Source organism: Crossiella sp. S99.2 (genome assembly GCF_023094165.1).
In the GTDB taxonomy this organism is placed as follows: Bacteria; Actinomycetota; Actinomycetes; order Mycobacteriales; family Pseudonocardiaceae; genus Crossiella.
The window spans coordinates 467,868-490,361 of the sequence record NZ_JALMDK010000006.1; the positions used below are offsets into that span (position 1 = coordinate 467,868).

A 22,494-nucleotide genomic window follows, 5' to 3' on the forward strand; every position below is an offset into this window, starting at 1 on the left:
GGGCGGTGTCGTACTCCCGACACCGCCCGCGTTCGCTATCAGCGTGTTCCGGAATCTTTTCGGCAACGCGCGGTGTTGATCACTCCGCGGTGGCTTCGGCCTTCTCGGCCTCGTCCTTCTTGTTCACGTTGCCGAACAGCTCATCCAGGTCGACCTTGTTGCCCGAGGCGTCGGTGACGGTGGCCTGGGCCACCACCCCGGCCAGGGCCTTGCCGCGGCGCACGTCGGCGTAGATCGCGCCGAGCTGGCCGGACTGCTGGGCCCGCTGCACGTACTCGTCCGGGCTGATGCCGAAGCTCTGCGCCTGGTAGACGATGCGCTCGGTCAGCTCGTTGTCCGAGACGGTGGTCTGCTCGGCGTCCGCGATCGCGTCCAGCACCAGCTGGGTCTTGACCGTGCGCTCGGACTCGGCGCGGGTCTCCGCGTCGAACTCCTCGACGGTCTTGTCCTGGGTGGCCAGCCACTCGGCGAACCGGGCCTCGTCGTGCTCGAAGCGGTGCACCGCGTCGTGCTTGCGGACCTCGATCTCGGCGTCCACCGCGGTCTCCGGCATCGGGACCTCGGTGGCCTCCAGCAGCGCCTCCAGGACCTTGTCCCGCGCCTCCATGCCCTGCTGCATGGCCTTGACCCGGCCGAGCCGGGTCTGCAGGTCGGCCTTCAGCTCGTCCAGGGTGTCGAACTCGCTGGCCAGCTGGGCGAACTCGTCGTCCAGCTCGGGCAGCTGCCGTTCCTTGACGGTCTGCACGGTGACGTTGACCGCGGCCTCGCGGCCGGCGTGCTCACCGGCCACCAGGGTGGTGGTGAACGACTTGGTCTCCCCGGCGGAAGCGCCGACCAGTGCCTCGTCGATACCGTCCACGAGCTGGCCGGAGCCGATCTCGTAGGACAGGCCGTTGGTGCGGGCGTCCTCGACCTCGTTGCCGTCCACCGTGGCGGACAGGTCGACCGAGACGAAGTCACCGGTGGCGGCCGGGCGCTCGACGCCGACCAGGCTGCCGAAGCGGGCGCGCAGCTCATCGAGCTGGCTCACCACGTCCTCGTCGGTGACCTCGACATCGTCGACGGAGACAGCCAGCTCGCCGAAGGCGGGCACGGTGATCTCCGGACGGATGTCGACCTCGGCGGTGAACTCCAGGCTCTGCCCGTCCTCGATCTTGGTGACCTCGATGTCCGGGCGGCCCAGCGTCTTCACCTCGCCGGCGTTGACGGCTTCGAGGTACTTCGCGGGGATGGCCTCGTTGACGACCTCGTCCAGGACAACGCCGCGGCCAAGTCGGGTCTCCAGCACCCGCGCGGGCGCCTTGCCCGGACGGAAGCCCGGGATCCGGACCTGCTTGGCCAGCTTGCGGTATGCCCGGTCGAAGCTCGCCTTGAGCTCGTCGAACGGCACCTCGACGTTGATCCGGACGCGCGTCGGGCTCAGCTGCTCGACGGTGCTCTTCACGTATTCTCCTCGTGCGAACAAAAACAGGCGCGTGCAGACACCCGAGCGCTAATGACGCCGGGTCCTCCGGCGAGTCTAAGCGCACCCGCGGAGTCCACCGGTCGCGGGTGCGGCAAGGCCCCCGCGAAGGGCCGCGCTGCGTGATCGCCGGATGACCCCGCGTCGCCACGGCCGTTGTGTCCGACTCCCCGCTTGCCTACCCTCGTCAATGGATCATCCCGCCGCCGGTCCGTTCGTGGGAGAGGGCGTGTTGATGACGAAAAATCGTTGCGGGCAAGGACTTCTGGCCTTGCTGGCCAGTCTGGTCCTGGTGGCGGCGTGCGGCGGGGGCCAACCGACCGAGCCCGCTGGCACGCATGGCGGACACGGCGGACCGCCCAGTCCCACGGCCACCGGTCCACGCGCCGGTTCGGCCTCCCTCGGCACCCAGCTGACCTCGATGAACCAGGTGATCGACTGGGTCAAGCAGAAGACCGGGGCCTGCGCGGACGCCAAAACTGTGAGCAAGTCCGAATTACCCGGTTACCTGGGTGAGCTGCGGGCGAAGCGGTACGAGCCGTTCATCGCCGAATGGGCCACCTGCGCGGTGCCCGAGCACGCCAAGATCGGCCTGGTGCTGTTCACCCCGGACAAGATCAAGGAATTGCAGCAGTTCTGGCTGCGCGGCCTCGGCGAGGGCGCGCTCACGGAGAACCCGGACTTCGGCTTCGGCAACGGCTTCGCGGTCACCTCGGCCGAGTTCGGCACGGAGAAACTCGGCCTGCGCCACCTGTGGTGCAAGCCGGTCAAGGGCGTGCAGGCGGACACCTTCCCGGCGGACGCGGAAGGCTGCGTCTTCGCCGCCCTCCCCGGCCACCACTGACCGCAGCCCACCCATGTCGCCGCCGCCGCTGCGCATCCTGATCGCCGACGACCATCCGCTGTTCCGCATCGGCCTGCGCGACCTGCTCACCGCCGACGGCCACGACATCGTCGGCCTGGCCGCCGACGGCATGGAAGCAGTCCGCCTGGCCGCCGAAACGTCACCGCACCTGGTCCTGATGGACCTGACCATGCCCGTCATGGACGGCTTCGAGGCCACCACCCGGATCCTGGCCAGAAACCCCTCGATCCGAGTGGTGGTCCTCACCGTCGCGGAAGACCAGGAAGCCATCCTCAAGTCCATCAAGGCAGGAGCCGCCGGCTACCTCCTCAAAGGAGCAGGCCCCCCAGAACTCCGCGCCGCCATAGCCCAGGCCTGCACCGGCGAACCCCTCACGGCCCCGGCAACCACCCACAACCTGACCGACCGAGAACACGAGTTACTCCGACTGCTGGCCAGGCGCCTCGACACCATCACCATCGCCGAACACCTACTGGTAAGCCCCAAAACAGTCCGCAACACCATCACCAAACTGCAAACCAAACTGGGAGTCCCAGACAGGGCAGCGCTGATCCGCTACGGCGTCCGGCGAGGGTGGGACGAGTGAGGGACCAGCCAAGAGACCACGCTGGTTCAGCACCAACCGCACCGTGGGGGTCCGGGGGCTCGGGCCCCCGGGTAGACACTTGGAGCCGAGGGGCCTGCGCTTCCCAGCAGGCACACCTCGGCTCCGAGCGGAAATCGGGATGACAGGATTTGAACCTGCGACCCTCCGCTCCCAAAGCGGATGCGCTACCAAGCTGCGCCACATCCCGGGGTCTCGTGCAGACCATACCGCGCGACCCGGTAAGCTCACACCGGAGCCCGGCCAACCGGGCCCACGCGGGCGTAGCTCAATGGTAGAGCCCTAGTCTTCCAAACTAGCTACGCGGGTTCGATTCCCGTCGCCCGCTCCACGCTGCTCGCCCCGTGGTCGCGCCTTGGCGCTTCCCCGGGGCGTTCCGCATTTTCAGCGGGGGCCGAGCCCCCGCGCCCCCACGCCGGCGGGCTTTGCCCCCGGACCCCCTGTTCGGGCTCGGCTTTGCCGTCGCTTTGGCTCGCTTCGCTTCGTACCTGACGGGTGTCAGGTTTTGCTGTAGCGTACCTGACTGATGTCAGGTAAATCGGGTCGTAAGCGTCTTAGTCCTGGGGAGCGGCGGGAGGTGATCTTGCGGGCTGCTGGGGAGGTGTTCGCCTTGCGTGGGTACGGCGGGGCGTCTATGCGGGAAGTCGCGGGAGCTGCCGGGATCACTACTCCCGTTTTGTATGACCACTTCTCGGCCAAGGATGCGTTGTACCAAGCCGTGATCGAGGAGCATGCGGCTGGGCTCAATCGAGCTTGGGCGGTGCCGCCCTCGGGGTTGTCGGCCGAGGGGTTGGTGCGGCATACGTTGTCGTTGATCTTTGGGTGGATTGAAGGAAATCCGGTGGGGTGGCGGCTGCTCTTCGCTGAGCCGCCCACCGATCCCGCGCTCTCCCCCGCTCATCAGCGCGGACAGCAGGATGCCTCTACCGCGCTGACCGGGTTGCTGCAGCGCATCCCGCACCTGAGCCTCCCGGCTGGGATGTCTCGCCAGCAGGCGGAGGAGGCGTTGGCAGAGGGGACCAAGTGGACGTTGAACGCCATGGTCGCTTGGTGGTTGCGGAATCCGGGGGTTGGTCGGGAGCAGGTTGAGGGGCTGACTGCGGATTTGGTTTGGCGGGGGCTTTCTGGGCTGAGCGCATCTACTGAGGGGAACGGCGATGAGCACGACGACTGAGCGCTATCGGGCCGCTGGTGAGGCTGGGGACCTGGCGGGGGTGTTGGCCACGTTGGCTGAGGATGTGGTTTTGCACTCGCCGTTGACGATGCGGGTGCGGTTTGTGGGGAAGCGGGAGGTTCGGGCGGTGCTGACCGTGGCGCTGCGGGAGCTGACGGGGTTGCGGTATCGGTCGGATGTTGGGGATGAGCGGGTGCGGGTTTTGGTGCATACGGCGACCGTTGGGGGGCAGGAGGTGGAGGAGACTGCCCGGGTTGAGGTGAACTCTGCGGGGCTGATTTCCTCGATCACCTTGTCGGTGCGGCCGTTGCCGGGGCTTACCGCGTTGATGGCGGCGTTTGGCGGGCCGATCGCGCGGGAGCTGGGGAAGCCTTGGTGGGTGGTGGCTTTGCTGACTTTGGCCGGGAAGCCGTTGGCGCTGTTGACCAAGGTCGGGGACCGGCGGCTGGTGCCGCTGGCCACGCCCGACCGGGGGTGAGGGTCAGGCGGCGGCCGGGGGCTTCTCGTAGCGGTCCACGTACTCCTGCCCGGACAGCTCCATGATCTGGTACATGATCTCGTCCGTCACCGAGCGCAGGATCGGCAGCGACTCGTTCATGCCGTCGTAGCGGGTGAAGTCCAGCGGGGTGCCGAAGTGGATGGTCACCGGGCGGATGCGCGGGATCTTTTTGCCCAGTGGTTGCAGGCGGTCGGTGCCGATCAGGCCGACGGGGATGACCGGGGCGCCGGAGGTGAGGGCGAGGCGGGCGACGCCGACGTGGCCGCGGTGGAGCTGACCGTCGCGGGAGCGGGTGCCTTCGGGGTAGATGCCGAAGGCGCCGCCTGCCTGGAGGACTTCCAGGGCGGTGTCCAGGGCCTGGCCTGCGGCTCGGCCCTTGCCGCGTTCGACCGGGATCTGGCCGAGGGCGGTGAAGACCCAGCGCAGGACGGCGCCCTTGAGGCCCTTGCCGGTGAAGTACTCGGCCTTGGCCAGGAAGGCGACCTGGCGGGGGACGACCAGGGGGAGCATCAGGCTGTCGGCGAAGGAGAGGTGGTTGGCGGCCAGGATGAACGGGCCGTCCTTGGGCAGGTTCTCCAGTCCGAGCACCGTCGGGCGCCACACCAACCGGACCAGCCGACCCAGTAGCCGCTTGAGCAACCTGTACAGCACCGAACCTCCTCGACACGCTCGCTTCGTTGAGCCTACGACCTCAGATGACCGGCGATGGACAGTGTCGTTACGACCGAGGTCGCAACCGGACAATTTCCCGGGTCGTGGTGTGCGCACTCACATCGCGGCGCGGAGGCGGGCGCGCACGGTCATCAGGGCGAAGCCGAGCAGGTTCTCCCCCGGCCACCGCGCCGGGTCGGTGGCCCTGGGGTCGTCGGCGGTCAGGCCGATGCCCCAGACCGCGTCCAGGGGGCTGGCCTCGACCAGGATGCGGTCGCCGGTGCCGAGCAGGTAGGCGGCCAGGTCGGGGTGCTGGGTGAACTTGAGTTCGTTGCCGGTGGTGACGATGGCGACGCGGCGGGCGGCCCAGGTCGCCGAGTCGAAGGATTTCACCTGGCGGCCCAGGGTTTTGGCTTCGCCGGGGTCGTCGGCGGCCAGGATGCGGGCCGCGGTGTCCTGGTCCTCGAACAGCAGGGCCTTGTGGAACATCATGTAGTGCTCGGCGCTGCGGAAGCGCAGGCCGTCGTCGTCGAGTTCCGCCGGCCACCACTGGCTCAGGCAGCCTTTGCCCGCGCTCCCGTCGGATTCGGGCCGGTGGCCCCAGAACAGCAGCAGCTCGGGCCGGTCCGGCCGGGCCAGCAGATCGGCCTTGGTCATGCCGGGATCCTCTCACCCGGGTTCACGCCACTGACCCACAGACAACCGGCCCCGCGTCGACCAGACTCCGCCGGGTGCAGCTGAACCGACACCTGGAGCACTACCTCGGGCCGCCCGAACACGAGTGGGACACCGACGACACCGGGGCGCCGATGCCGTTCCGGATCGCCCAGTTCGGGCCGGACCGGCCCTTCGGCGGGGTGCGCACGCACGCGACCGTCGGCCTGTCCGCGGCCCGGCTGGAACTGCCCGGCGGCGGGTGGGTGTGCCAGGAGCTGGTCATGCACACCAGGGACGAGCAGCTGCAGGAGTTCGTGCCCGCGCTGCTGGACCAGGTCGGGGCCGAACTGCTGGGCACCGGACGCGGGCTGGCCAGGGGTCAGGTGATCGGGCCAAGGGGGCAGATCTTCCCGGTCGGCGGGCTGACCGCCTTCTACGCGGCGTTACCGGTCTATCTGCCGGATGAGTTCCGGACGGTGCTGGTGACGGACCGGCCGGTGCAGTTGACCTGGCTGATCCCGGTCACCACCGGCGAGGCGGAGTTAGCGCTGCGTATCGGCTGGGCGCAGCTGGAGAAGGCATTCGAGAACGAGGACCCGGATCTCACGGATTTCCGCCGGAGCGGTGTTTCCGCGGCTCGCCAGTTCGAATAGCAGAAATGGTGAATGCCGCGCTGGTGTCCCGTTTACGGGGAGGAACACCAGCACGGCGCCTTGCTACCCAGCCACCTACGGTGACGTCCACTCCTTCGAGCTAGCTGTTCTCGGGGGAAATTTCTTCGTTGTTTCCTGTGCGGGTCGCGGGCCGCACGGGCAATAGTTAACCGGGAATTGGCGCGGCTGTCGCTTCTCGAACGAGTGAGAACATGAGTACTCCTCGTAGTCGGCAAACACCGACCGCAACGGTGACAAGCAGTGACATCGATCTTGCCGCCATCTGGCCGCAACACCCTTCTCGGGTGATAGCTGAGAGTGACGACTTTCTCGTCTGAATGGGTGGTCACACGGATCCCCAGTCGGGCACAGTTTCCGGCCGCCGTCGGGTGAATCTCACCTGGATGGCCCAGGGGTTCAGGTGACCGCGGCGACGGCGGCGCGGAGTGCGGCCACAGCCGACCGATCGCCTTCGACGGTCAGCTCGGCGGCGTCCCCGCGTCCCCAGAGCCACAGGTCCAGCGCGGAGGCCGGGCCGCGCAACACCACGTCCGGTTCGGCGCCCTCGTGGTAGTCGATCACCCACGGGTTCAGGCCGATGGTCCAGGTTCGGCCCGGAACCTCAAGGCGCACAACGTGTTCGCCAGTGACTCTGGGCGGCTGGCGGGTGCCCAGCCACAGCGTCAGCAGCTCGTGCACGCCGTCCGCGGCCAGCTCGGCCGGGACCGGACTGATCGCGCCGAGCGCGGACTCGGCATCGGCGCGGTGGATCACCGCCTCATGCGCCATCCGCCGGATCCAGAAGCCCAGCGTGTGGTCCCACGGGCACCAGGTCGCGCAGGGCCGGGCCGCCTGACGCGGGTCCAGCAGATCGAGCAGGGTCTCGGCGGAGACTGTGAAGTGGTCCAGCGAGGCGGCCGGGACCGGCGTCGGCGCCCGTCGGCGGCCGGTCCGGATCCAGTCCGCGACCAGGGTGAACACCTGGCCCACGTGCGCGGTCAACTGGTCCACCGTCCAGCCTGGGCAGGTGGGGACCGGCGCGTCCGGCGGGGCGGTGGTGACGGCGGCCCGGAACTCGCCGACCGCCACCCGCAACGCGAGAGCCAGGGATTCGGGGCGCATGCCCCCACCCTGCCCAAATCCGTTCGCGCCCGTCCAGGACCTGCGGTAGCAACACGGCATGACCTCACCGCTGACGGTCCGCCCGCTCACCGCCGAGACCCTGTCCGGCCATCTCGACATCTGCCGCACCGCCTTCTACGCCGAGGCCGACGAGCCCACTCGCGCCACCCAACTGCGGCTGTGGGAACCGGCCCGCTTCCGCGGCGTCTTCGACGGGGACGAGCTGATCGGCGGCGGTGGTGTCTGGCCGCGCCGGATCACCCTGCCCGGCACCGGCCCGCAGCCCTTCGCCGGGGTCACCATGGTCGCGGTCGCGCCGGGACACCGCCGCCGGGGCGCGCTCACCGGGCTGATGCGCTCGCTGCTGCACGACCTGCACGCCGAGGGCGCCGACCCGCTCGCCGCGCTGTGGGCCTCCGAGGGCGGCATCTACGGCCGTTTCGGCTACGGGATCGCGGTGGAGGCCAGCCAGGTCGAGATCGCCAAGGGCGCCCGGTTCCTGCCCACCGTGGACACCGGCGCGGACCGGGTGCGCGAGGTGTCCAGGACGGTGGCCGAACCGCTGATCCGCGAGCTGCACGCCAAGGTGGCCGCGGAGCGGATCGGCTGGCTGGAACGGGACCAGGACACCTGGCACTACCGGCTGCTCGACGGTCCCCCGCAGCGCGGCGGCAAGCAGGCATGGCGGTTCGCGGTGCATCCCGAGGGCTACGCGTTGTTCCGGGTCAACGCCGCGCACGACGGGCTCGGCCTGGACGTGCAGGAGATCGTCACCGCCACCCCGGCCGGGCACGCCGCGATCTGGCGGCACCTGCTCGACTCCGACCTGGTCAGCTCGATCAACTACTGGGGCTGCGCGCCGGATGAGCCGCTGCGGCACCTGCTGGCCGATCCGCGCGCGGTCAAGATCGAACGCAATGACTCGCTGTGGGTGCGCCTGGTAGACGTGGACCGCGCGCTGCCGATGCGCACCTACACCGGACCGCTGGACACCGTGCTGGAGCTGACCGACGAGTTCTGCCCGTGGAACGCGGGCCGCTGGCGGCTGGTCATCGGCACCGACGGGCGGGCCGAGCTGACCCGCACCGAGGACACGCCCGAGCTGACGCTGAGCAGCACCGCGCTGGGCTCGGCCTTCCTCGGCGGGGTCCGGCTGAGCACCCTGGCCGCCGCCGGTCAGGCCCACGAGCACCGGCCCGGCGCGGCGGCGGCGCTGAGCAGGGCTTTCCTGGTCGACCCCGCCCCGCACACGATGGAGATCTTCTGAGTGCGCTGGTTCACCCCACTGTGGGGAACCCCAGCGCCGGGGGTGCCGTTGGACAGGGTGACCGCGGGGGCCACCCGCGGCGCCCTGCGAACGGGAGGCACCCTTGGGTACCGCAATCGTGCTGCTGTTGATCGCGGTGGTGGTGGTCGGCGGGGTGCTCTACGCATCCCGGCAGAAGGCCGCGCGCGCCCAGCAGCAGCTCGCTGACGAGAAGGCCGAGGCCCGCCGCTGGAACGAACGGCTGGGCGGCCAGGTGCTGAACCTGGTCGGCACCAACGAGGCGGCCCGGCAGGCCCTCTCCGACGCCTCCGGCAGCTACACCGCGGCCGGCTCGCAGATCGAGCAGGCCACCTCGGCCGCCCAGGCCCAGCTGGCCAAGCAGACCGCGATGGAGGGCCTGTACTACGTGCGGGCCGCGCGCATCGCGATGGACATGGACCCCGGACCGGAGCTGCCCGACCTCAACGGCCAGCGCAGCGCGGGCACGGTGTCGGAGGACCGCGAGGTCAGCGTGGAGGGCCACCAGTACGCGGTGTCCCGCACGCCCAGCTCGCACACCCCGCACTACTTCCCCGGCGGCATGGTGGCAGGCAGGCCGCTGCCGCAGGGCTGGTACAGCGAGCCGATCTGGAAGCCCGCCAGGGCCACCGGTTCCTGGGGTTCGGGCGCGGGCCTGCTCTTCGGCGCGATGTTCGCCGGCATGGCGGGTGTGGCGATCGCGAGCATGGCCGGGGACGTCATCGGCGGCATCGGCGACGGCCTCAGCGATATGGGCGACAGCCTGGCCGACGGTTTCGGTGACTTCGGCGGGGACTGGGGTGGCGGCGGCGGTGGCGACGACTGGTGATCAGTCCGGCTGGCAGCCGGGACACCAGTAGAGGTTCCGGCTGACCAGCTCGGCCATGGCCACCGGGGTGCCGCAGATCAGGCAGGGCAGTCCGGCGCGGCGGTAGACGTAGACCTCGCCGCCGTGCCGGTCCACCCGCGGCGCCCGGCCGGTCGCCTCGGGCAGGTGCTCGGGGCGCACGGTGTCGATCTGGCCCACCCGCACGCCGTCGGCCATCAGCACCGCCAGGTCCGCCCAGATCAGCTCCCACTCGGCGCGGGTGAGATCGCGCCCAGCGCGCAGCGGCGGGATGTGGTGCCGGAACAGCACTTCGGCCCGGTAGACGTTGCCCACCCCGGCCAGCACCGACTGATCCATCAGCAGTGCGGCGATCGAGGTCCGGGACTTGCCGATCTTCGCCCAGGCCCGGTCCGGTTCGGCGTCCGCGCGCAGCGGATCGGGGCCCAGCCGGGCGCGCAGGATGTCCAGTTCGGTGTCCCCGAGCAGGCGGCAGGCGGTCGGGCCGCGCAGGTCAGTCCAGTGTCCTGGGCCGACCAGGCGCATCCGGACCTGGCCCTGCGGCGGCTCCACCGGCAGCTCGCGCTCGCTGAAAGTGCCGTACAGCCCCAGATGCACGTGCACGGTGACATCGCCGTAGTGGTGGAACAGGTGCTTGCCGTGCGCCTCGGCGGACTCGAAGACCCGCCCGTCCAGCACGGCAGCCTCGGCGGCGAAGCGGCCCTGCGGGCTGGAGACCGCCACCCGGTGCCCGGCGAACTCCCGGTGGTGCAGCAGGGCGAAGCGGTGCAGGGTGTGGCCCTCGGGCAACGTCGGCGCTCCTCGTCGGCTACTTCGGCCACCAGGCGATCACGGACTGGATCGCGTAGGCCAGCAGGCAGTAGCCACACACTACGAACCCGCGCAGCACGGCCGAAGCCCGGTCCGCGGTGTCCCGGTGCCGACGCCCCAGCCAGCTCCCGGCCACCGCCGCGACCAGCACCAGGAGCACGGCGGCGGCCATCATCTGCAACCCGACGCCGAGCACGCAGTCCGGCTGCCCGCAGGGTGGATCCCCCGGCCCGGACAGCCAGGGCACCAGGGCCGCCTCGCCGAAGTAGAGCGCCAGCACGCCCGCGAGCGTGCCCAGGACCGCGACCAGCGGGGTGGCCAGCCAGGTGGTTCGAGATCGACTCACCCGGCTGGCTTACCCGGTCAGGCGCTCGGCAAAGCAGGCGGCTCGCCGGTGCGCTCGTACTCGGTGAGCAGGCCGATCCGGCGGGCGTGCCGCGGCTCGGTGGAGAACTCCCCGGCCAGGAACGCCTCGACGATCGCGGTGGCCTCCTCGGTGCTGTGCATCCGCGCGCCAACCCCGGCCACCAGCGCGTTGTTGTGCTGGCGGGCGAGCTGGGCGGTCTGCACGCTCCAGGTCAGCGCGGCGCGGCAGCCGGGGACCTTGTTCGCGGCGATCTGCTCGCCGTTGCCGGAGCCGCCGATCACCACGCCCAGGCTGCCCTCGTCGGCGACCACCCGGCGGGCGGCCTCCACGCAGAAGGGCGGGTAGTCGTCCTCGGCGTCGTAGGTGTGGGGGCCGACGTCGACGACCTCGTGGCCGTGCTCGGACAGGTGGGCGGCGAGGTGATTTTTCAGCTCGAAGCCCGCGTGGTCGGAACCAAGGTAAACGCGCACGGGCACGCAGTCTGCCAGCCCCGATATTCGCCTGACCTGGGCGGTCGCCTTTGCGAGGCTGGTCACATGACGGTTTTCGAGCAGGACGGCTACCGGGTGCGGCTGGAATGGGGCGGCGAGGGCGTGGCGGCGCTGGCGCCGCACTGCGCGGTGCTGGTCGTGGTGGACGTGCTGGTGTTCACCACCACGGTGGACGTGGTGGTCGGCCGGGGCGCGCGGGTGCTGCCCTTCGCTGTTGACGACGAGGCCGCCAAGGCCGCGGCGGAGGCCCGGGGCGCGATCATGGCCGGGCTGGGGCTCTACACCAGTCCGACCGGGTCGGTGGCGACCAAGGAGAAGTGGTCGCTGCGGCCGTCCTCGCTGACCGGGGTGCCCGCCGGCACGCTGCTCGGGCTGTCCTCCCCCAACGGCGGCACGCTGTGCGCACGGGCGGCCGCGGCCGGGGCGACCGTGCTGGCCGGCTGTCTGCGCAACGCGAGCGCGGTGGCGGCCAAGGCACTGGAACTGGCCGGGGACCGGCCGATCGGGATCATCGCGGGCGGTGAGCGCTGGCGGATCAGCCCGCAGCGGCCGTTGCGCCCCTCGCTGGAGGACTACCTGGGCGCCGGGGCGATCGCGCACGGGTTGCGGCACGGGCGATCCGGTGAGGCCGAGCTGGCCGCGACCGCCTTCGCCGCGGTGGCGCACCGGGTGCCGGAACTGCTGGCGGACTGCGTTTCCGGGCGGGAACTGACCGAGGCCGGGCTGTCGGCGGATGTCGAACTGGCCGGTGCGGTAGACAGCAGCACGGTCGCCCCGGTACTCGTGGACGGGATCTTCGGCGCCTAGGAGAGGACGTGCGGTGGACGGTCGCTGGGTCGAGGTCGCCGAGGGCGTGCTGGTGCGCAGGCACACCGAACTGGATCTCAACACCGGGCTGGTGCTCGGCGAGACGGGCTGCCTGGTGATCGACACCCGCGGGGACGGGGTGCAGGGCGCGGAGCTGGCCGCCGCGGTCCGCGAGGTTACCCCGCTGCCCTGGCGGGTGGTGCTCACGCACGCGCACTTCGACCACAGCTTCGGCGCCCAGGCGTTCGAGCCGTGCGAGATCTGGGCGCACGAGCGCTGCGGACCGGCGCTGGCCGCGGGTGCCGAGGCCGATCGGAAGGCCTGGAGCGAGTACTACCGCGAGCAGGGCCGGCCCGCGATCGCCGAGGCCATCCTGGCCGCCCGGATCGTGCCGCCGACGCACCCGGTGAGCGGGCCGGCCGAACTGGACCTGGGCGGACGCGTCGCGCACCTGCTGCCCGCCGAGTTCGGGCACACCGACCACGACCTGCTGGTGTGGTTGCCCGAGGTCGAGGTGGTCTTCACCGGCGACCTCGTCGAGCAGGGCGCGCCGCCCGCCTTCAAGGGATCCTGGCCGCTGGCCTGGCCCGCGGCGGTGCAACAGGTTCTGGAACTGAAACCGGCGGTGGTGGTGCCGGGGCACGGCGAGCCGGTGGACCGGGCCTTCGTGCGGGAGCAGCTGGCCGAGCTGAGCCGGGTGGCCGAGCTGTGCGCCGAGGTCAGCGCGGGGCGGCTGGACCGGGCTGCGGCGCTACGTAAATCGCCTTACCCTGAAGACTTCACCGCAGATGCACTCGAAAGTGTGAGGTCTAACCCTGGCTACGCCTAACGGCGCCGGATACTTGTGACGCTGAGCCAGCGGTCTGTTGCGTAAAGTCCGACAGTACCTACTCAATCGGGCTTCACCTCGCCTGGCTCGGTGAGCTGAACTATGCTCCGTGTGACAAGTGTCAAGTCAGCGTCGTAGGTGACACCCTGTGATTGCCTGCCACGTGGCGAGGAGGTGCTCGTGCACCAAGAGCCGCAGCCGACCACGACTGCGCAAAGGCCGGTGTACGCCAACGGCTCGCCCACTTTGCCCGAACCCAGCCGTGAGCTGGCCGAAGTGTTGCAGAAGGGCCCGTTCTCCAGAGCCCTGCACCTCGCGATCGAGGCAAGCGGGCTCAGCCTGGACCGGATTCAGTACCGGCTCGCCCAGCGTGGCGTGAAGGTCAGCTTGACCACGCTGAGCTACTGGCGGCATGGGCGTAGCCGCCCGGAGCGGCCGGACTCACTGCGCGGCGTGCACATCCTGGAAGAAGTGCTGCGCCTGCCGGCCAATTCACTGATGAGCCTGCTCGGTCCGCGCCGTCCGCGCGGCCGGTGGCTCTCGCACACCCCGGGCAGCCTGGACACCGAACGCCTCTGGGAATCCCCGGACGGCCTGACCAAGCTGCTGGAGCGGCTGGAGGTCCCCTCCACCGCACAGCTGACCCGGCTCAGCGTGCACGACACGTACCTGCTGGGCGCGGACCGCTCGGAGAAGAGCCTGCGGGTGCGCGAGGTGGTGCGCGCCGAGGTCGACAAGGTCTCCCGGCACTTCCTCTACTACCGCGGCGACGATCCGGACCGGCCGGCGCCGCTGATCACCTCGACCCGCTACTGCAGGCTCGGCCGGGTGCGCTTCGACCCGGAGAGCAACTTCATGGTGGCCGAGCTGGTGCTCGACCGGGTGCTCTCCGCCGGGGACACCACGATCATGGAGTTCGAGCTGGAGTGCCAGTCGACCACTCCCGCGCACTTCTACGACCGGCGTTTCCGGACCCCGGCCCGGGACTACGTGCTCCAGGTGCACTTCGACCCGGCCATGGTCCCGGCGCGCTGCTTCCGCTACCACCGCCAGCTCGCCAACGCGCCCGAACAGGACGTGCAGGAGCTGTGGGTGGGCGCCTCCAACACCGCGCACTTCGTCTCGCTGGACGTCTCGCCCGGCATCTACGGCGTGCGCTGGGACTGGGACTAGCCGCCCAGCTCCGGACAAACCGCGGGCCCGCATCCAGCAACGGATGCGGGCCCGCGGTGCGTCGAGACGGGATCAGATAGCGCTGACCCGGTCCGCCTGGGGACCCTTGGGACCCTGGACGACCTCGAACTCCACTGCCTGGTTCTCCTCAAGGGAGCGGTAGCCCGAGCCCTGGATCGCCGAGAAGTGCACGAACACATCAGGTCCGCCGCCGTCCTGGGCAATGAAGCCGAAGCCCTTTTCCGCGTTGAACCACTTGACCTTGCCGGTTGCCATAAAACTCCTCGTCAATGCGAGCGGGGCCACCAATGGCAGTGGACCCGTCTCACCCCCGCGCCGCCCACGAGCAGGCCTCGTGGACTATGCGAGCGGCCATGACGCTACAGGGTGACACCGACGGGAAACAGGTGGGCACGAAGAGAACCCTGATGACCTGGGCGGGTTCCACCGGACGCCGATCACCCGTTCGGGGTCCACGAACCAGGTCGACGGGCGCGTGACCAGGCCGTTGAGTGATCAGAGCCGACGTAGCCGGCCCGGCACAGCCAGTTGCCGGGCGCGGCCACGATTTCTCGATCACCCGAAGGGCCGCGCCGGGCTGCCTGCTCGGCCGGGCCAACGGGCAGTCCCGGTCCAGCCCGGCAGGCCGGTTTCCGGGCCCTGACAGCGTTTCTGCGGGCCGTCAGGACCCGGGGCGGGTGTCACCGGCGACGGGGTTCAGCACTCAATCACGTTGACGGCCAGGCCGCCCCGCGCGGTTTCCTTGTACTTGACCTTCATGTCGGCGCCGGTCTCGCGCATGGTCTTGATCGCCTTGTCCAGCGAGACGAAGTGCGTGCCGTCCCCGCGCAGCGCCATCCGGGAGGCGGTGATGGCCTTGATCGAGGCGACCGCGTTGCGCTCGATGCACGGGATCTGCACCAGGCCGCCGATCGGGTCGCAGGTCAGGCCCAGGTTGTGCTCCAGGGCGATCTCCGCGGCGTTCTCCACCTGCTCCGGGGTGCCGCCCAGCACCTCGGTGAGACCGGCCGCGGCCATCGAGCAGGCCGAGCCCACCTCGCCCTGGCAGCCGACCTCGGCGCCGGAGATGGAGGCGTTCTCCTTGAACAGCTGGCCGATGGCGCCCGCGGTGAGCAGGAAGCGGACCACGCCGTCCTCGGTGGCGCCGGGCACGAACCGGGCGTAGTAGTGCAGCACCGCGGGCACGATCCCGGCCGCGCCGTTGGTGGGCGCGGTGACCACCCGGCCGCCCGCGGCGTTCTCCTCGTTGACCGCCAGCGCGAACAGGGTCACCCAGTCCATCACCCGCAGCGGGTCGGTGGTGTAGTGCTCATTGGACAGGGTCTGGAACAGCCCGGCCGCCCGCCGCTGCACCTTGAGGCCGCCGGGCAGGGTGCCCTCCCGGGCGCAGCCGCTGCGCACGCAGTCCTGGATGACCTGCCAGATGTGCAGCAGGCCGCCGCGCACCTCGGCCTCCGGGCGCCAGGACAGCTCGTTGGCCAGCATCACGCCGCTGATCGGCAGGCCGGTCTCGATGGTGCGTTCCAGCAGTTCCACGCCGTTGCGGAAGGGGTGCCGGACCGGGGTGTCGTCGACCTTGATCCGGTCGGCGCCGGCGGCGGTCTCGTCCACCACGAAACCGCCGCCCACCGAGTAGTAGGTCCGCGAGCGCAGCACCTGCCCACTGGCGTCCAGCGCGGCGAAGGTCATGCCGTTGGGGTGGTACGGCAACGACTTGCGCCGGTGCATGACCAGGTCGGTCCGCTCCTCGAAGGCGATCTCGTGGCTGCCCAGCAACCGCAGCCTGCGCCGTTCGCGGATGCCGGCCACCCGCGGCTCCACCGAGGCGGTGTCCACCGTCTCCGGATCCTCGCCCTCCAGGCCGAGCAGCACCGCCTTGTCGCTGCCGTGCCCGTGGCCGGTGGCGCCAAGCGAGCCGAACAGCTCCGAGCGCACCGTCACCGTGTCGGCCAGCAGCCCGTCCGCCTTCAGGCCGTTGGCGAACGTGCATGCGGCCCGCATCGGCCCCACCGTGTGGGAACTGGACGGTCCGATACCGATCTTGAACAGCTCAAAGACGCTGATTGCCAACTCGCCACGCTCCGTTGAGTGGGGATGGGGCGGCGGCCCCATCCGGTCACCTACGAGTGTGACATGGCGGGCTGAGTGGCCTGGTTAACGCTGAATGGCTTTCAGTTCGGTGAACTCCTCCAGCCCGTGCAGGCCCATCTCCCGCCCGTTGCCGGACTGCTTGTAGCCGCCGAAGGGCGCCACCGGGTTGAACGCGCCGCCGTTGACGTCCACCTGGCCGGTGCGCATCCGCCGGGCGATGGCCAGCGCGCGGTCGGCGTCGGCGGAGTAGACCGAGCCGGCCAGGCCGTAGATGGAGTCGTTGGCGATGGCCACCGCCTCGTCCTCATCGGCGTAGGGCAGCACGGCCAGCACCGGCCCGAAGATCTCCTCCTGGGCGATGACCATGTCGTTGCGCACGTTGGCGAATACGGTCGGCCGGACGTAGTAGCCGACCGGGGTCTCCGCCGGGGTGTCCGCGCCGCCGATGGCCAGCGTGGCGCCCTCGTCGATGCCCTGCTGGATGTAGCCCTTGACCCGCTCCTGCTGCGCCTTGGTGACCATCGGGCCGACCCTGGTGGCCGGGTCCGTGGGGTCGCCGGGGGTGTACTTGGCCGCGACGTCGGTGAGCAGGCTCACGAATTCGTCGTGCAGCTGAGCCGGGATCAGCACCCTGGTGCGCGCGGTGCAGGTCTGGCCGCTGTTGATGAAGCAGTGCGCGATGGCCTGCTTGGCCGCGGCGGCCAGGTCGGCGTCGTCGAGGATGATGTTGGCGGACTTGCCGCCCAGCTCCAGCGAGACCCGCTTCACCGTCTCCGCGCCCACCGCGGAGATCCGGCGCCCGGCGGCGGTGGAGCCGGTGAAGGAGATCATGTCCACCAGCGGGTGCGACACGATCGCCTCGCCCACGGTCGGCCCGAACCCGTGCACCAGGTGGAAAACACCCTCCGGCACCCCGGCCTCGCGCACGATCCCGGCGAAGACCTCCGCGGTGAGCGGGGTCACCTCACTCGGCTTGAGCACCACGGTGCAGCCTGCCACCAGCGCGGGCACCACCTTGGCCACCACCTGGTGCAGCGGGTAGTTCCACGGGGTGATCGCGCCCACCACGCCGATCGGCTCGCGCAGCACCAGCGAGTTGCCGATCTCCTCGCTGAAGTCGTAGCCGCCGTCGATCAGGTCCACGATCCCGCCTGCCACCGCCACCGGCAGGCTGGCCTGCACCCTGGTGGAGAAGCTGATCGGCGACCCCATCTCGGCGGTGATCAGCTCGGCCAGCTCGTCCCGCCGGGCCGCGACGCCCTCGGCGATCCGGCGGCCGATCGCGGCCCGTTCGGCCAGCGGGGTGGCCGCCCAGCCGGGGAAGGCCGCGTGCGCCGCCCGGACCGCGGTGTCCACCTCGGCGGCGGTGCTGGCCTTGACCGAGCCGATGACCTGTTCGGTGGCCGGGTTGACCACCTCGATGAGTTCGTTCGCCATGGGATCAGGGTGTCATGGGTTGTGCTGGGTGTTCGCGTAGCGAACCGGGTGGTGTCCACAAGGACCACGAGACCGCCCACCGGCGACACCGGCGGGCGGTCCGCGCCTGAACTCAGGAGAAGTCGGGGTCCTCGGTGCGGGTCCGCTTCAGCTCGAAGAAGTGCGGGTAGCCGGCCAGCAGCCGGGCGCCGTCGAAGACCTTGCCCGCGTCCTCGCCGCGCGGGATCTTGGACAGCACCGGGCCGAAGAAGGCCACCCCGTCCACGTGGATGGTGGGCGTGCCCACATCCATGCCCACCGGGTCCATGCCGGCGTGGTGGCTGGCGGTCAGCTCCTCGTCGTACTCGGTCGAGGTCGCCGCCCCGGCCAGCTCGGCCGGCAGGCCCAGCTCGGCCAGCGACTCCTTGATCACGCCGTCCAGGTCGCCGCCGCGGCCCTCGTTGTGGATCCGGGTGCCCAGCGCGGTGTAGAGCGGGCGGAGGATGTCCGGGCCGTGCGACTTGGCCGCGGCGATGGCCACCCGGACCGGCCCCCAGCCCTTGTCCAGCAGCTCCTGGTACTGCTCCGGCACATCGCGGCCGGAGTTCAGCACGGACAGGCTCATCACCCGGAAGTGCAAGTCGATGTCGCGGACCTGCTCGACCTCCAGGATCCACCGCGAGCTGATCCACGCCCACGGGCAGATCGGGTCGAAGTAGAAGTCGACGCGGGGGGTCTCACCGCTCATGACGCCTCTTTCGGTTTATGACTGTTGACGGGCCACGGGCAGCACGTCCTGCCTGCTACCAACCCCGCGCGGGGGCGAACTCTTCCCGGAGTCGGGAAACCGTTTCGACGTTCGTGGTTTGATGCCTGACGTCGTGCATCCCCAAGAGCAAGAACACGAGGTGACCCGTGGCCGCACCGAACCTCACGGTCGAGCAGGCACAGCAGCGTGCCGCGCTGCTGGAGGTGGAGTCCTACGCGATCGAGCTGGACCTCACCAACGGCTCCGGCGGGCCGGGCGAGAACACTTTCCGCTCGACCAGCACGGTCCGTTTCGCCAGCCGTGAGACCGGCGCCCAGACCTTCGTCGACCTGGTCGCGGCCGGGGTGCGCAGGGCCGTGCTCAACGGCGTGGAGCTGGACGTCTCCGCCTTCCGCGAGGAGGACGGGATCGTCCTGCCCGGCCTGGCCGAGCGCAACGAGCTGGTCATCGAGGCGGACTGCCGGTTCATGAACACCGGCGAGGGCGTGCACCGCTTCGTCGACCCGGTGGACGACGGGGTGTACCTGTACACCCAGTTCGAGACCGCGGACGCCAAGCGCATGTTCGCCTGCTTCGACCAGCCGGACCTGAAGTCGGTCTACCAGCTCACCGTGCTGGCCCCGGCGGACTGGAAGGTGCTCTCCAACAGCGCCACCGAGGCTGTGACAACGCTCGACCCCGCAAGCGGGTCTTCGGGCGAGAAGACCGAGGGCGGCGCCGCGAAGCACGTCTTCGAGACCACCAAGCCGATGTCGACCTACCTGGTCGCGCTGGTCGCCGGTCCGTACGCGGAATGGCGCGATGTGTACACCGACAGCGAGGGCGAGATCCCGCTGGGCCTGTACGTGCGCGCCTCGCTGGCCGAGTTCGCCGACAGCGAGCGGCTGTTCACCGAGACCAAGCAGGGCTTCGAGTTCTTCAACAACGCCTTCGGGGTGCGCTACCCCTTCGGCAAGTACGACCAGTGCTTCGTGCCGGAGTTCAACGCGGGCGCGATGGAGAACGCGGGCTGCGTGACCTTCCGCGAGGAGTACATCTTCCGCTCCAGGGTCACCCGCTACGACTACGAGCGCCGCTGCGAGACGCTGCTGCACGAGATGGCGCACATGTGGTTCGGCGACCTGGTCACCATGCGCTGGTGGGACGACCTGTGGCTGAACGAGTCCTTCGCCACCTGGGCCTCGGTGCTCGCGCAGGCCTCGGCCACCGAGTACAAGCACGCCTGGACCTCCTTCGCCAACATCGAGAAGTCCTGGGCCTACCGCCAGGACCAGCTGCCCTCCACCCACCCGGTCGCCTGCGAGATGCCCGACCTGGAGGCCGTCGAGGTCAACTTCGACGGCATCACCTACGCCAAGGGCGCCAGCGTGCTCAAGCAGCTGGTGGCCTACGTGGGGCTGGACAACTTCCTGGCCGGGCTGCGGGTCTACTTCGACAAGCACGCCTGGGACAACGCCACCCTGGCCGACCTGCTGGTCGCGCTGGAGCAGGCATCCGGCCGGGACCTGTCCTGGTGGAGCGCGCAGTGGCTGCAGACCACCGGCCTGAACTCGCTGCGCGCCCGCTTCGCGGTGGACGCCGAGGGCAGGTTCACCGAGTTCGCGGTGCTGCAGGGCGGCGCCCGGCCCGGCGCCGGTGAGCTGCGCACGCACCGGCTGGCCATCGGCGTCTACGCCGACGACGCCGAGGGCAGGCTGGTCCGGGTGCACCGGGTCGAGGTCGACGTGGACGGCGAGCGCACCGACGTGCCCGAACTGGTCGGCGTGCACCGCGGCAAGCTGGTGCTGGTCAACGACGACGACCTGACCTACTGCACGATGCGGCTGGACCCGGACTCGCTGGTCACCCTGATCGACCGGATCGCGCACATCACCGAGCCGCTGCCGCGCACGCTGTGCTGGTCGGCGGCCTGGGAGATGACCCGCGAGGCCGAGCTGAAGGCCCGCGACTTCGTCACCCTGGTGCTCGGCGGCGTGCACGCCGAGACCGAGGTCGGCGTGGTGCAGCGACTGCTGGCCCAGGCCCAGACCGCGCTGTCCTCCTACGCCGACCCGTCCTGGCGGCCGGAGGGCTGGTCCCGCTTCTCCACCCGCATCCTGGACCTGGCCACCACCGCGGAACCGGGTTCGGACCACCAGCTCGCCTTCGCCAACGCGCTGACCTCCTCGGTGCTCGGCGAGACCGAGCTGGCCGTGCTGCAGGGCTGGTACGACGGCACCAACGTGCTCGACGGCCTGGTCGTGGACGCGGACCTGCGCTGGCGGGTGCTGCGGGCCCTGGTGGCACACGCCCGCGCGGACGAGACCGACGTCGCGGCCGAGCTGGCGCGGGACGCCACCGCCACCGGTCAGCGGCAGGCCGAGCTGGCCACCGCGCTGATCCCGACCGAGGAGAACAAGGCGGAGACCTGGCGGCGGGCCGTGCACGACGACGAGCTGTCCAACTCCACCAACGAGTCGCTGATCAACGGCTTCTCCCACCCCGGCCAGAAGGAGCTGCTCGCCGGGTACACCGGCCGCTACTTCGCCGAGGTGTCCGAGGTCTGGCAGCGCCGCGGCAGCGACCGGGCCATGCCGGTGGTGGTCGGCCTGTTCCCGTCCTGGGCGGTGGAGCAGGCCACGGTCAAGGCCGCCGACGCCTGGATCGCCTCGGACACTCACCCGCCGGCGCTGCTGCGCCTGGTGAACGAGGGCCGGGCCGGGATCGTCCGGGCGCTGGCCGCCCGCGAGTTCGACCGCTCCTGACCTGACGAACGACAGCGGCGGCGTCCCCCTCAGTCCGAGGGTGACGCCGCCGCTGTCGTCAGTTCAGTCGGTCAGTGCTTGGGACCGGCCTGGTCGGCCAGCATGCGCAGGCCGCTGACCAGTCCACCGGCCAGGTCGCCCTCCTTGAAGGAGGCGACCATGCTCATCACCGCGAGCTTGCAGCCGCGGTCGGCCAGCCGGCGGCCGGACTCCACGCCGGTGACGATCTCCACCACGCGCTGTCCTGGCGACACCGCGACCAGCACCGCGTTGGCGGCCTTGGCGCCGAGGCTGCCGTGCAGCTCCTGGGCGCGGGCGTGGATGTCCTCGCCCAGGTCGCCGAGGTAGATGCTGAAGTCCAGGCCGGAGCTGCGGCTGGACAGGGTCAGCGCCTCGTCCAGGGTGGCCAGCTGGACCGGGCTGAACGGCAGCTTCGGTCCGGTGTCGCTGATGTGCCGGGCCGAGGACACCCGGCCGTGCGGCATCAGGACCTCACCGATGGCCAGATCCTTGGGGTCGACGCGGGGCGCGAGTTCACCAGTTGCCACGGGCACCTCCCCGAGCGGTACCGGCGGCCGCGGCCGCCTCGTTGTCGTGCGCCGCGGGAGCGGCGGAGGTGGTCAGGCCTGCGGGGTTGGCACTCCACCACACTGGCTCGTGGGGCCACTCCTGGCCGGGCCGGTAGCGCTGGCCCCGGCTGGAGTCAGGCCACATCGTCAGCAGGGTGATCCCGAGGTACAACGCCAACGGGATCCCCGCGAAGACGAGGATGGTCTCCAGGACGGTCACGGCGGCAACTGTAGATGGTGGGTGCCGGCCCCGCTGGCAGTGGTCCCCGTGCCGCCGTTTGGGGGGATTCGCCAGGTTTCGGCCGGAGGCCGCGGAAGGTAACCCGGAAGTGTGACCGGCACCTCCCCGATGCCCCGATGCCACTCGACCGGCCGAGCCCACTGGGCCGATCGGCCCCGATCCGAACAGCGGCAAATGGCGGCCGCTTTGGCGGCTTGTCTGCGGCGAGCCAGGCTTCTACTTTTCACCTATCCGGGTCTTGTGCACGCAGACTCTTCCACGCAGAGCAGCATCCCACCGATGGGAGACGCCAACATGTCGGATATCAAGACTCTCGAACAGAGCAACGACCACACCCTTTCGGGGAA

General features: G+C 70.2%; 24 protein-coding genes and 2 tRNA genes. 12 read left to right on the top strand and 14 right to left on the bottom strand.

The genetic code is table 11. The annotated features are described in order from the left end of the window. Positions 1–79: 79 nt before the first annotated feature. Complete coding sequence (tig, locus tag MZC64_RS25305; RefSeq protein WP_247759223.1) at positions 80–1,444, bottom strand: trigger factor; 1,365 nt, start codon at positions 1,442–1,444, stop codon at positions 80–82. Between the two features lie 253 nt (positions 1,445–1,697). Here tig and MZC64_RS25310 point away from each other — a divergent pair, with 253 nt between their 5' ends. Together MZC64_RS25310 and MZC64_RS25315 are read left to right on the top strand one after the other, a co-directional pair. Beyond that, positions 1,698–2,306: a hypothetical protein gene (locus tag MZC64_RS25310; protein ID WP_247759220.1), complete on the top strand. Its 609-nt coding sequence runs from the start codon at positions 1,698–1,700 to the stop codon at positions 2,304–2,306. 13 nt (positions 2,307–2,319) lie between these two features. After that, positions 2,320–2,913, top strand: a complete 594-nt coding sequence (locus tag MZC64_RS25315; protein ID WP_247759219.1) for a response regulator transcription factor — start codon at positions 2,320–2,322, stop codon at positions 2,911–2,913. A gap of 134 nt (positions 2,914–3,047) precedes the next feature. Here the strand turns inward: MZC64_RS25315 and MZC64_RS25320 are convergent. Next, a tRNA-Pro gene (locus MZC64_RS25320) sits at positions 3,048–3,121 on the bottom strand. Between the two features lie 67 nt (positions 3,122–3,188). Here MZC64_RS25320 and MZC64_RS25325 point away from each other — a divergent pair. From MZC64_RS25325 to MZC64_RS25335, 3 genes are all read left to right on the top strand, one after another. Next, positions 3,189–3,262, top strand: a tRNA-Gly gene (locus MZC64_RS25325). A gap of 195 nt (positions 3,263–3,457) precedes the next feature. Then, positions 3,458–4,105, top strand: a complete 648-nt coding sequence (locus tag MZC64_RS25330; RefSeq protein ID WP_282105811.1) for a TetR/AcrR family transcriptional regulator — start codon at positions 3,458–3,460, stop codon at positions 4,103–4,105. Next, a complete protein-coding gene (locus tag MZC64_RS25335; protein WP_247759215.1) occupies positions 4,089–4,583 on the top strand; it encodes a nuclear transport factor 2 family protein in 495 nt (164 codons plus the stop codon). Before MZC64_RS25330 ends, MZC64_RS25335 begins: the two co-directional genes overlap by 17 nt. A gap of 3 nt (positions 4,584–4,586) precedes the next feature. Here the strand turns inward: MZC64_RS25335 and MZC64_RS25340 are convergent, their stop codons facing one another. Both MZC64_RS25340 and MZC64_RS25345 read right to left on the bottom strand, forming a co-directional pair. Beyond that, positions 4,587–5,255 carry a lysophospholipid acyltransferase family protein gene (locus MZC64_RS25340; protein ID WP_247759204.1) on the bottom strand — a complete coding sequence of 223 codons (669 nt, stop codon included), beginning with the start codon at positions 5,253–5,255 and terminating at the stop codon, positions 4,587–4,589. Between the two features lie 117 nt (positions 5,256–5,372). Then, a complete protein-coding gene (locus MZC64_RS25345; protein WP_247759202.1) occupies positions 5,373–5,912 on the bottom strand; it encodes an NADAR family protein in 540 nt (179 codons plus the stop codon). Between the two features lie 74 nt (positions 5,913–5,986). Between MZC64_RS25345 and MZC64_RS25350 the strand changes: the two genes are divergently transcribed. Next, positions 5,987–6,565, top strand: a complete 579-nt coding sequence (locus tag MZC64_RS25350; RefSeq protein WP_247759196.1) for a suppressor of fused domain protein — start codon at positions 5,987–5,989, stop codon at positions 6,563–6,565. Between the two features lie 417 nt (positions 6,566–6,982). Here MZC64_RS25350 and MZC64_RS25355 read toward each other — a convergent pair whose 3' ends face one another. Then, positions 6,983–7,687: a maleylpyruvate isomerase family mycothiol-dependent enzyme gene (locus MZC64_RS25355; RefSeq protein WP_247759194.1), complete on the bottom strand. Its 705-nt coding sequence runs from the start codon at positions 7,685–7,687 to the stop codon at positions 6,983–6,985. Between the two features lie 58 nt (positions 7,688–7,745). On the opposite strand from MZC64_RS25355, the gene MZC64_RS25360 reads away from it, so the two are divergent. Both MZC64_RS25360 and MZC64_RS25365 read left to right on the top strand, forming a co-directional pair. Continuing rightward, positions 7,746–8,954, top strand: coding sequence for a GNAT family N-acetyltransferase (locus tag MZC64_RS25360; protein ID WP_247759192.1), 1,209 nt, complete (start codon positions 7,746–7,748; stop codon positions 8,952–8,954). 103 nt (positions 8,955–9,057) lie between these two features. Further along, on the top strand, positions 9,058–9,801 hold the full coding sequence (locus tag MZC64_RS25365; protein WP_247759191.1) for a hypothetical protein: 744 nt from the start codon (positions 9,058–9,060) through the stop codon (positions 9,799–9,801). On the opposite strand, the gene MZC64_RS25370 is transcribed toward MZC64_RS25365, so the two are convergent. The 3 genes from MZC64_RS25370 to MZC64_RS25380 are packed head-to-tail and all read right to left on the bottom strand — an operon-like array spanning position 9,802 to position 11,466. Next, entirely contained in the window at positions 9,802–10,608 is an 807-nt protein-coding gene (locus tag MZC64_RS25370) for an Fpg/Nei family DNA glycosylase (protein ID WP_247759188.1), read from the bottom strand. It lies immediately after the preceding gene. A 19-nt stretch (positions 10,609–10,627) separates the two neighbouring features. Next, positions 10,628–10,975, bottom strand: a complete 348-nt coding sequence (locus MZC64_RS25375) for a hypothetical protein (RefSeq protein ID WP_247759186.1) — start codon at positions 10,973–10,975, stop codon at positions 10,628–10,630. A 17-nt stretch (positions 10,976–10,992) separates the two neighbouring features. Further along, complete coding sequence (locus tag MZC64_RS25380; protein ID WP_247759185.1) at positions 10,993–11,466, bottom strand: ribose-5-phosphate isomerase; 474 nt, start codon at positions 11,464–11,466, stop codon at positions 10,993–10,995. Between the two features lie 66 nt (positions 11,467–11,532). Between MZC64_RS25380 and MZC64_RS25385 the strand changes: the two genes are divergently transcribed. The 3 genes from MZC64_RS25385 to MZC64_RS25395 all read left to right on the top strand — a co-directional run bounded on the left by MZC64_RS25385 (position 11,533) and on the right by MZC64_RS25395 (position 14,296). Beyond that, on the top strand, positions 11,533–12,294 hold the full coding sequence (locus MZC64_RS25385; RefSeq protein WP_247759184.1) for a 2-phosphosulfolactate phosphatase: 762 nt from the start codon (positions 11,533–11,535) through the stop codon (positions 12,292–12,294). A gap of 13 nt (positions 12,295–12,307) precedes the next feature. Continuing rightward, positions 12,308–13,123, top strand: coding sequence for an MBL fold metallo-hydrolase (locus MZC64_RS25390; RefSeq protein WP_247759180.1), 816 nt, complete (start codon positions 12,308–12,310; stop codon positions 13,121–13,123). Between the two features lie 180 nt (positions 13,124–13,303). Continuing rightward, on the top strand, positions 13,304–14,296 hold the full coding sequence (locus MZC64_RS25395) for a hypothetical protein (protein WP_221489858.1): 993 nt from the start codon (positions 13,304–13,306) through the stop codon (positions 14,294–14,296). Between the two features lie 72 nt (positions 14,297–14,368). Here MZC64_RS25395 and MZC64_RS25400 read toward each other — a convergent pair whose 3' ends face one another. The 4 genes from MZC64_RS25400 to MZC64_RS25415 form a co-directional block, all read right to left on the bottom strand. Then, positions 14,369–14,572, bottom strand: coding sequence for a cold-shock protein (locus tag MZC64_RS25400; protein WP_185002108.1), 204 nt, complete (start codon positions 14,570–14,572; stop codon positions 14,369–14,371). A gap of 441 nt (positions 14,573–15,013) precedes the next feature. Further along, positions 15,014–16,387, bottom strand: coding sequence for an L-serine ammonia-lyase (locus tag MZC64_RS25405; protein WP_247759176.1), 1,374 nt, complete (start codon positions 16,385–16,387; stop codon positions 15,014–15,016). 84 nt (positions 16,388–16,471) lie between these two features. Further along, positions 16,472–17,845, bottom strand: a complete 1,374-nt coding sequence (locus MZC64_RS25410) for an aldehyde dehydrogenase family protein (protein WP_247759174.1) — start codon at positions 17,843–17,845, stop codon at positions 16,472–16,474. Between the two features lie 112 nt (positions 17,846–17,957). Continuing rightward, positions 17,958–18,572 carry a DsbA family protein gene (locus MZC64_RS25415; RefSeq protein ID WP_247759173.1) on the bottom strand — a complete coding sequence of 205 codons (615 nt, stop codon included), beginning with the start codon at positions 18,570–18,572 and terminating at the stop codon, positions 17,958–17,960. A 167-nt stretch (positions 18,573–18,739) separates the two neighbouring features. On the opposite strand from MZC64_RS25415, the gene pepN reads away from it, so the two are divergent. After that, complete coding sequence (pepN, locus tag MZC64_RS25420) at positions 18,740–21,337, top strand: aminopeptidase N (protein WP_247759172.1); 2,598 nt, start codon at positions 18,740–18,742, stop codon at positions 21,335–21,337. A gap of 71 nt (positions 21,338–21,408) precedes the next feature. Here the strand turns inward: pepN and MZC64_RS25425 are convergent, their stop codons facing one another. Both MZC64_RS25425 and MZC64_RS25430 read right to left on the bottom strand, forming a co-directional pair. Then, on the bottom strand, positions 21,409–21,885 hold the full coding sequence (locus tag MZC64_RS25425) for a DUF5130 family protein (RefSeq protein ID WP_247759171.1): 477 nt from the start codon (positions 21,883–21,885) through the stop codon (positions 21,409–21,411). After that, entirely contained in the window at positions 21,872–22,126 is a 255-nt protein-coding gene (locus tag MZC64_RS25430; RefSeq protein WP_185002102.1) for a hypothetical protein, read from the bottom strand. The genes MZC64_RS25425 and MZC64_RS25430 overlap by 14 nt, the downstream gene beginning before the upstream one ends. Positions 22,127–22,494 lie beyond the last annotated feature (368 nt).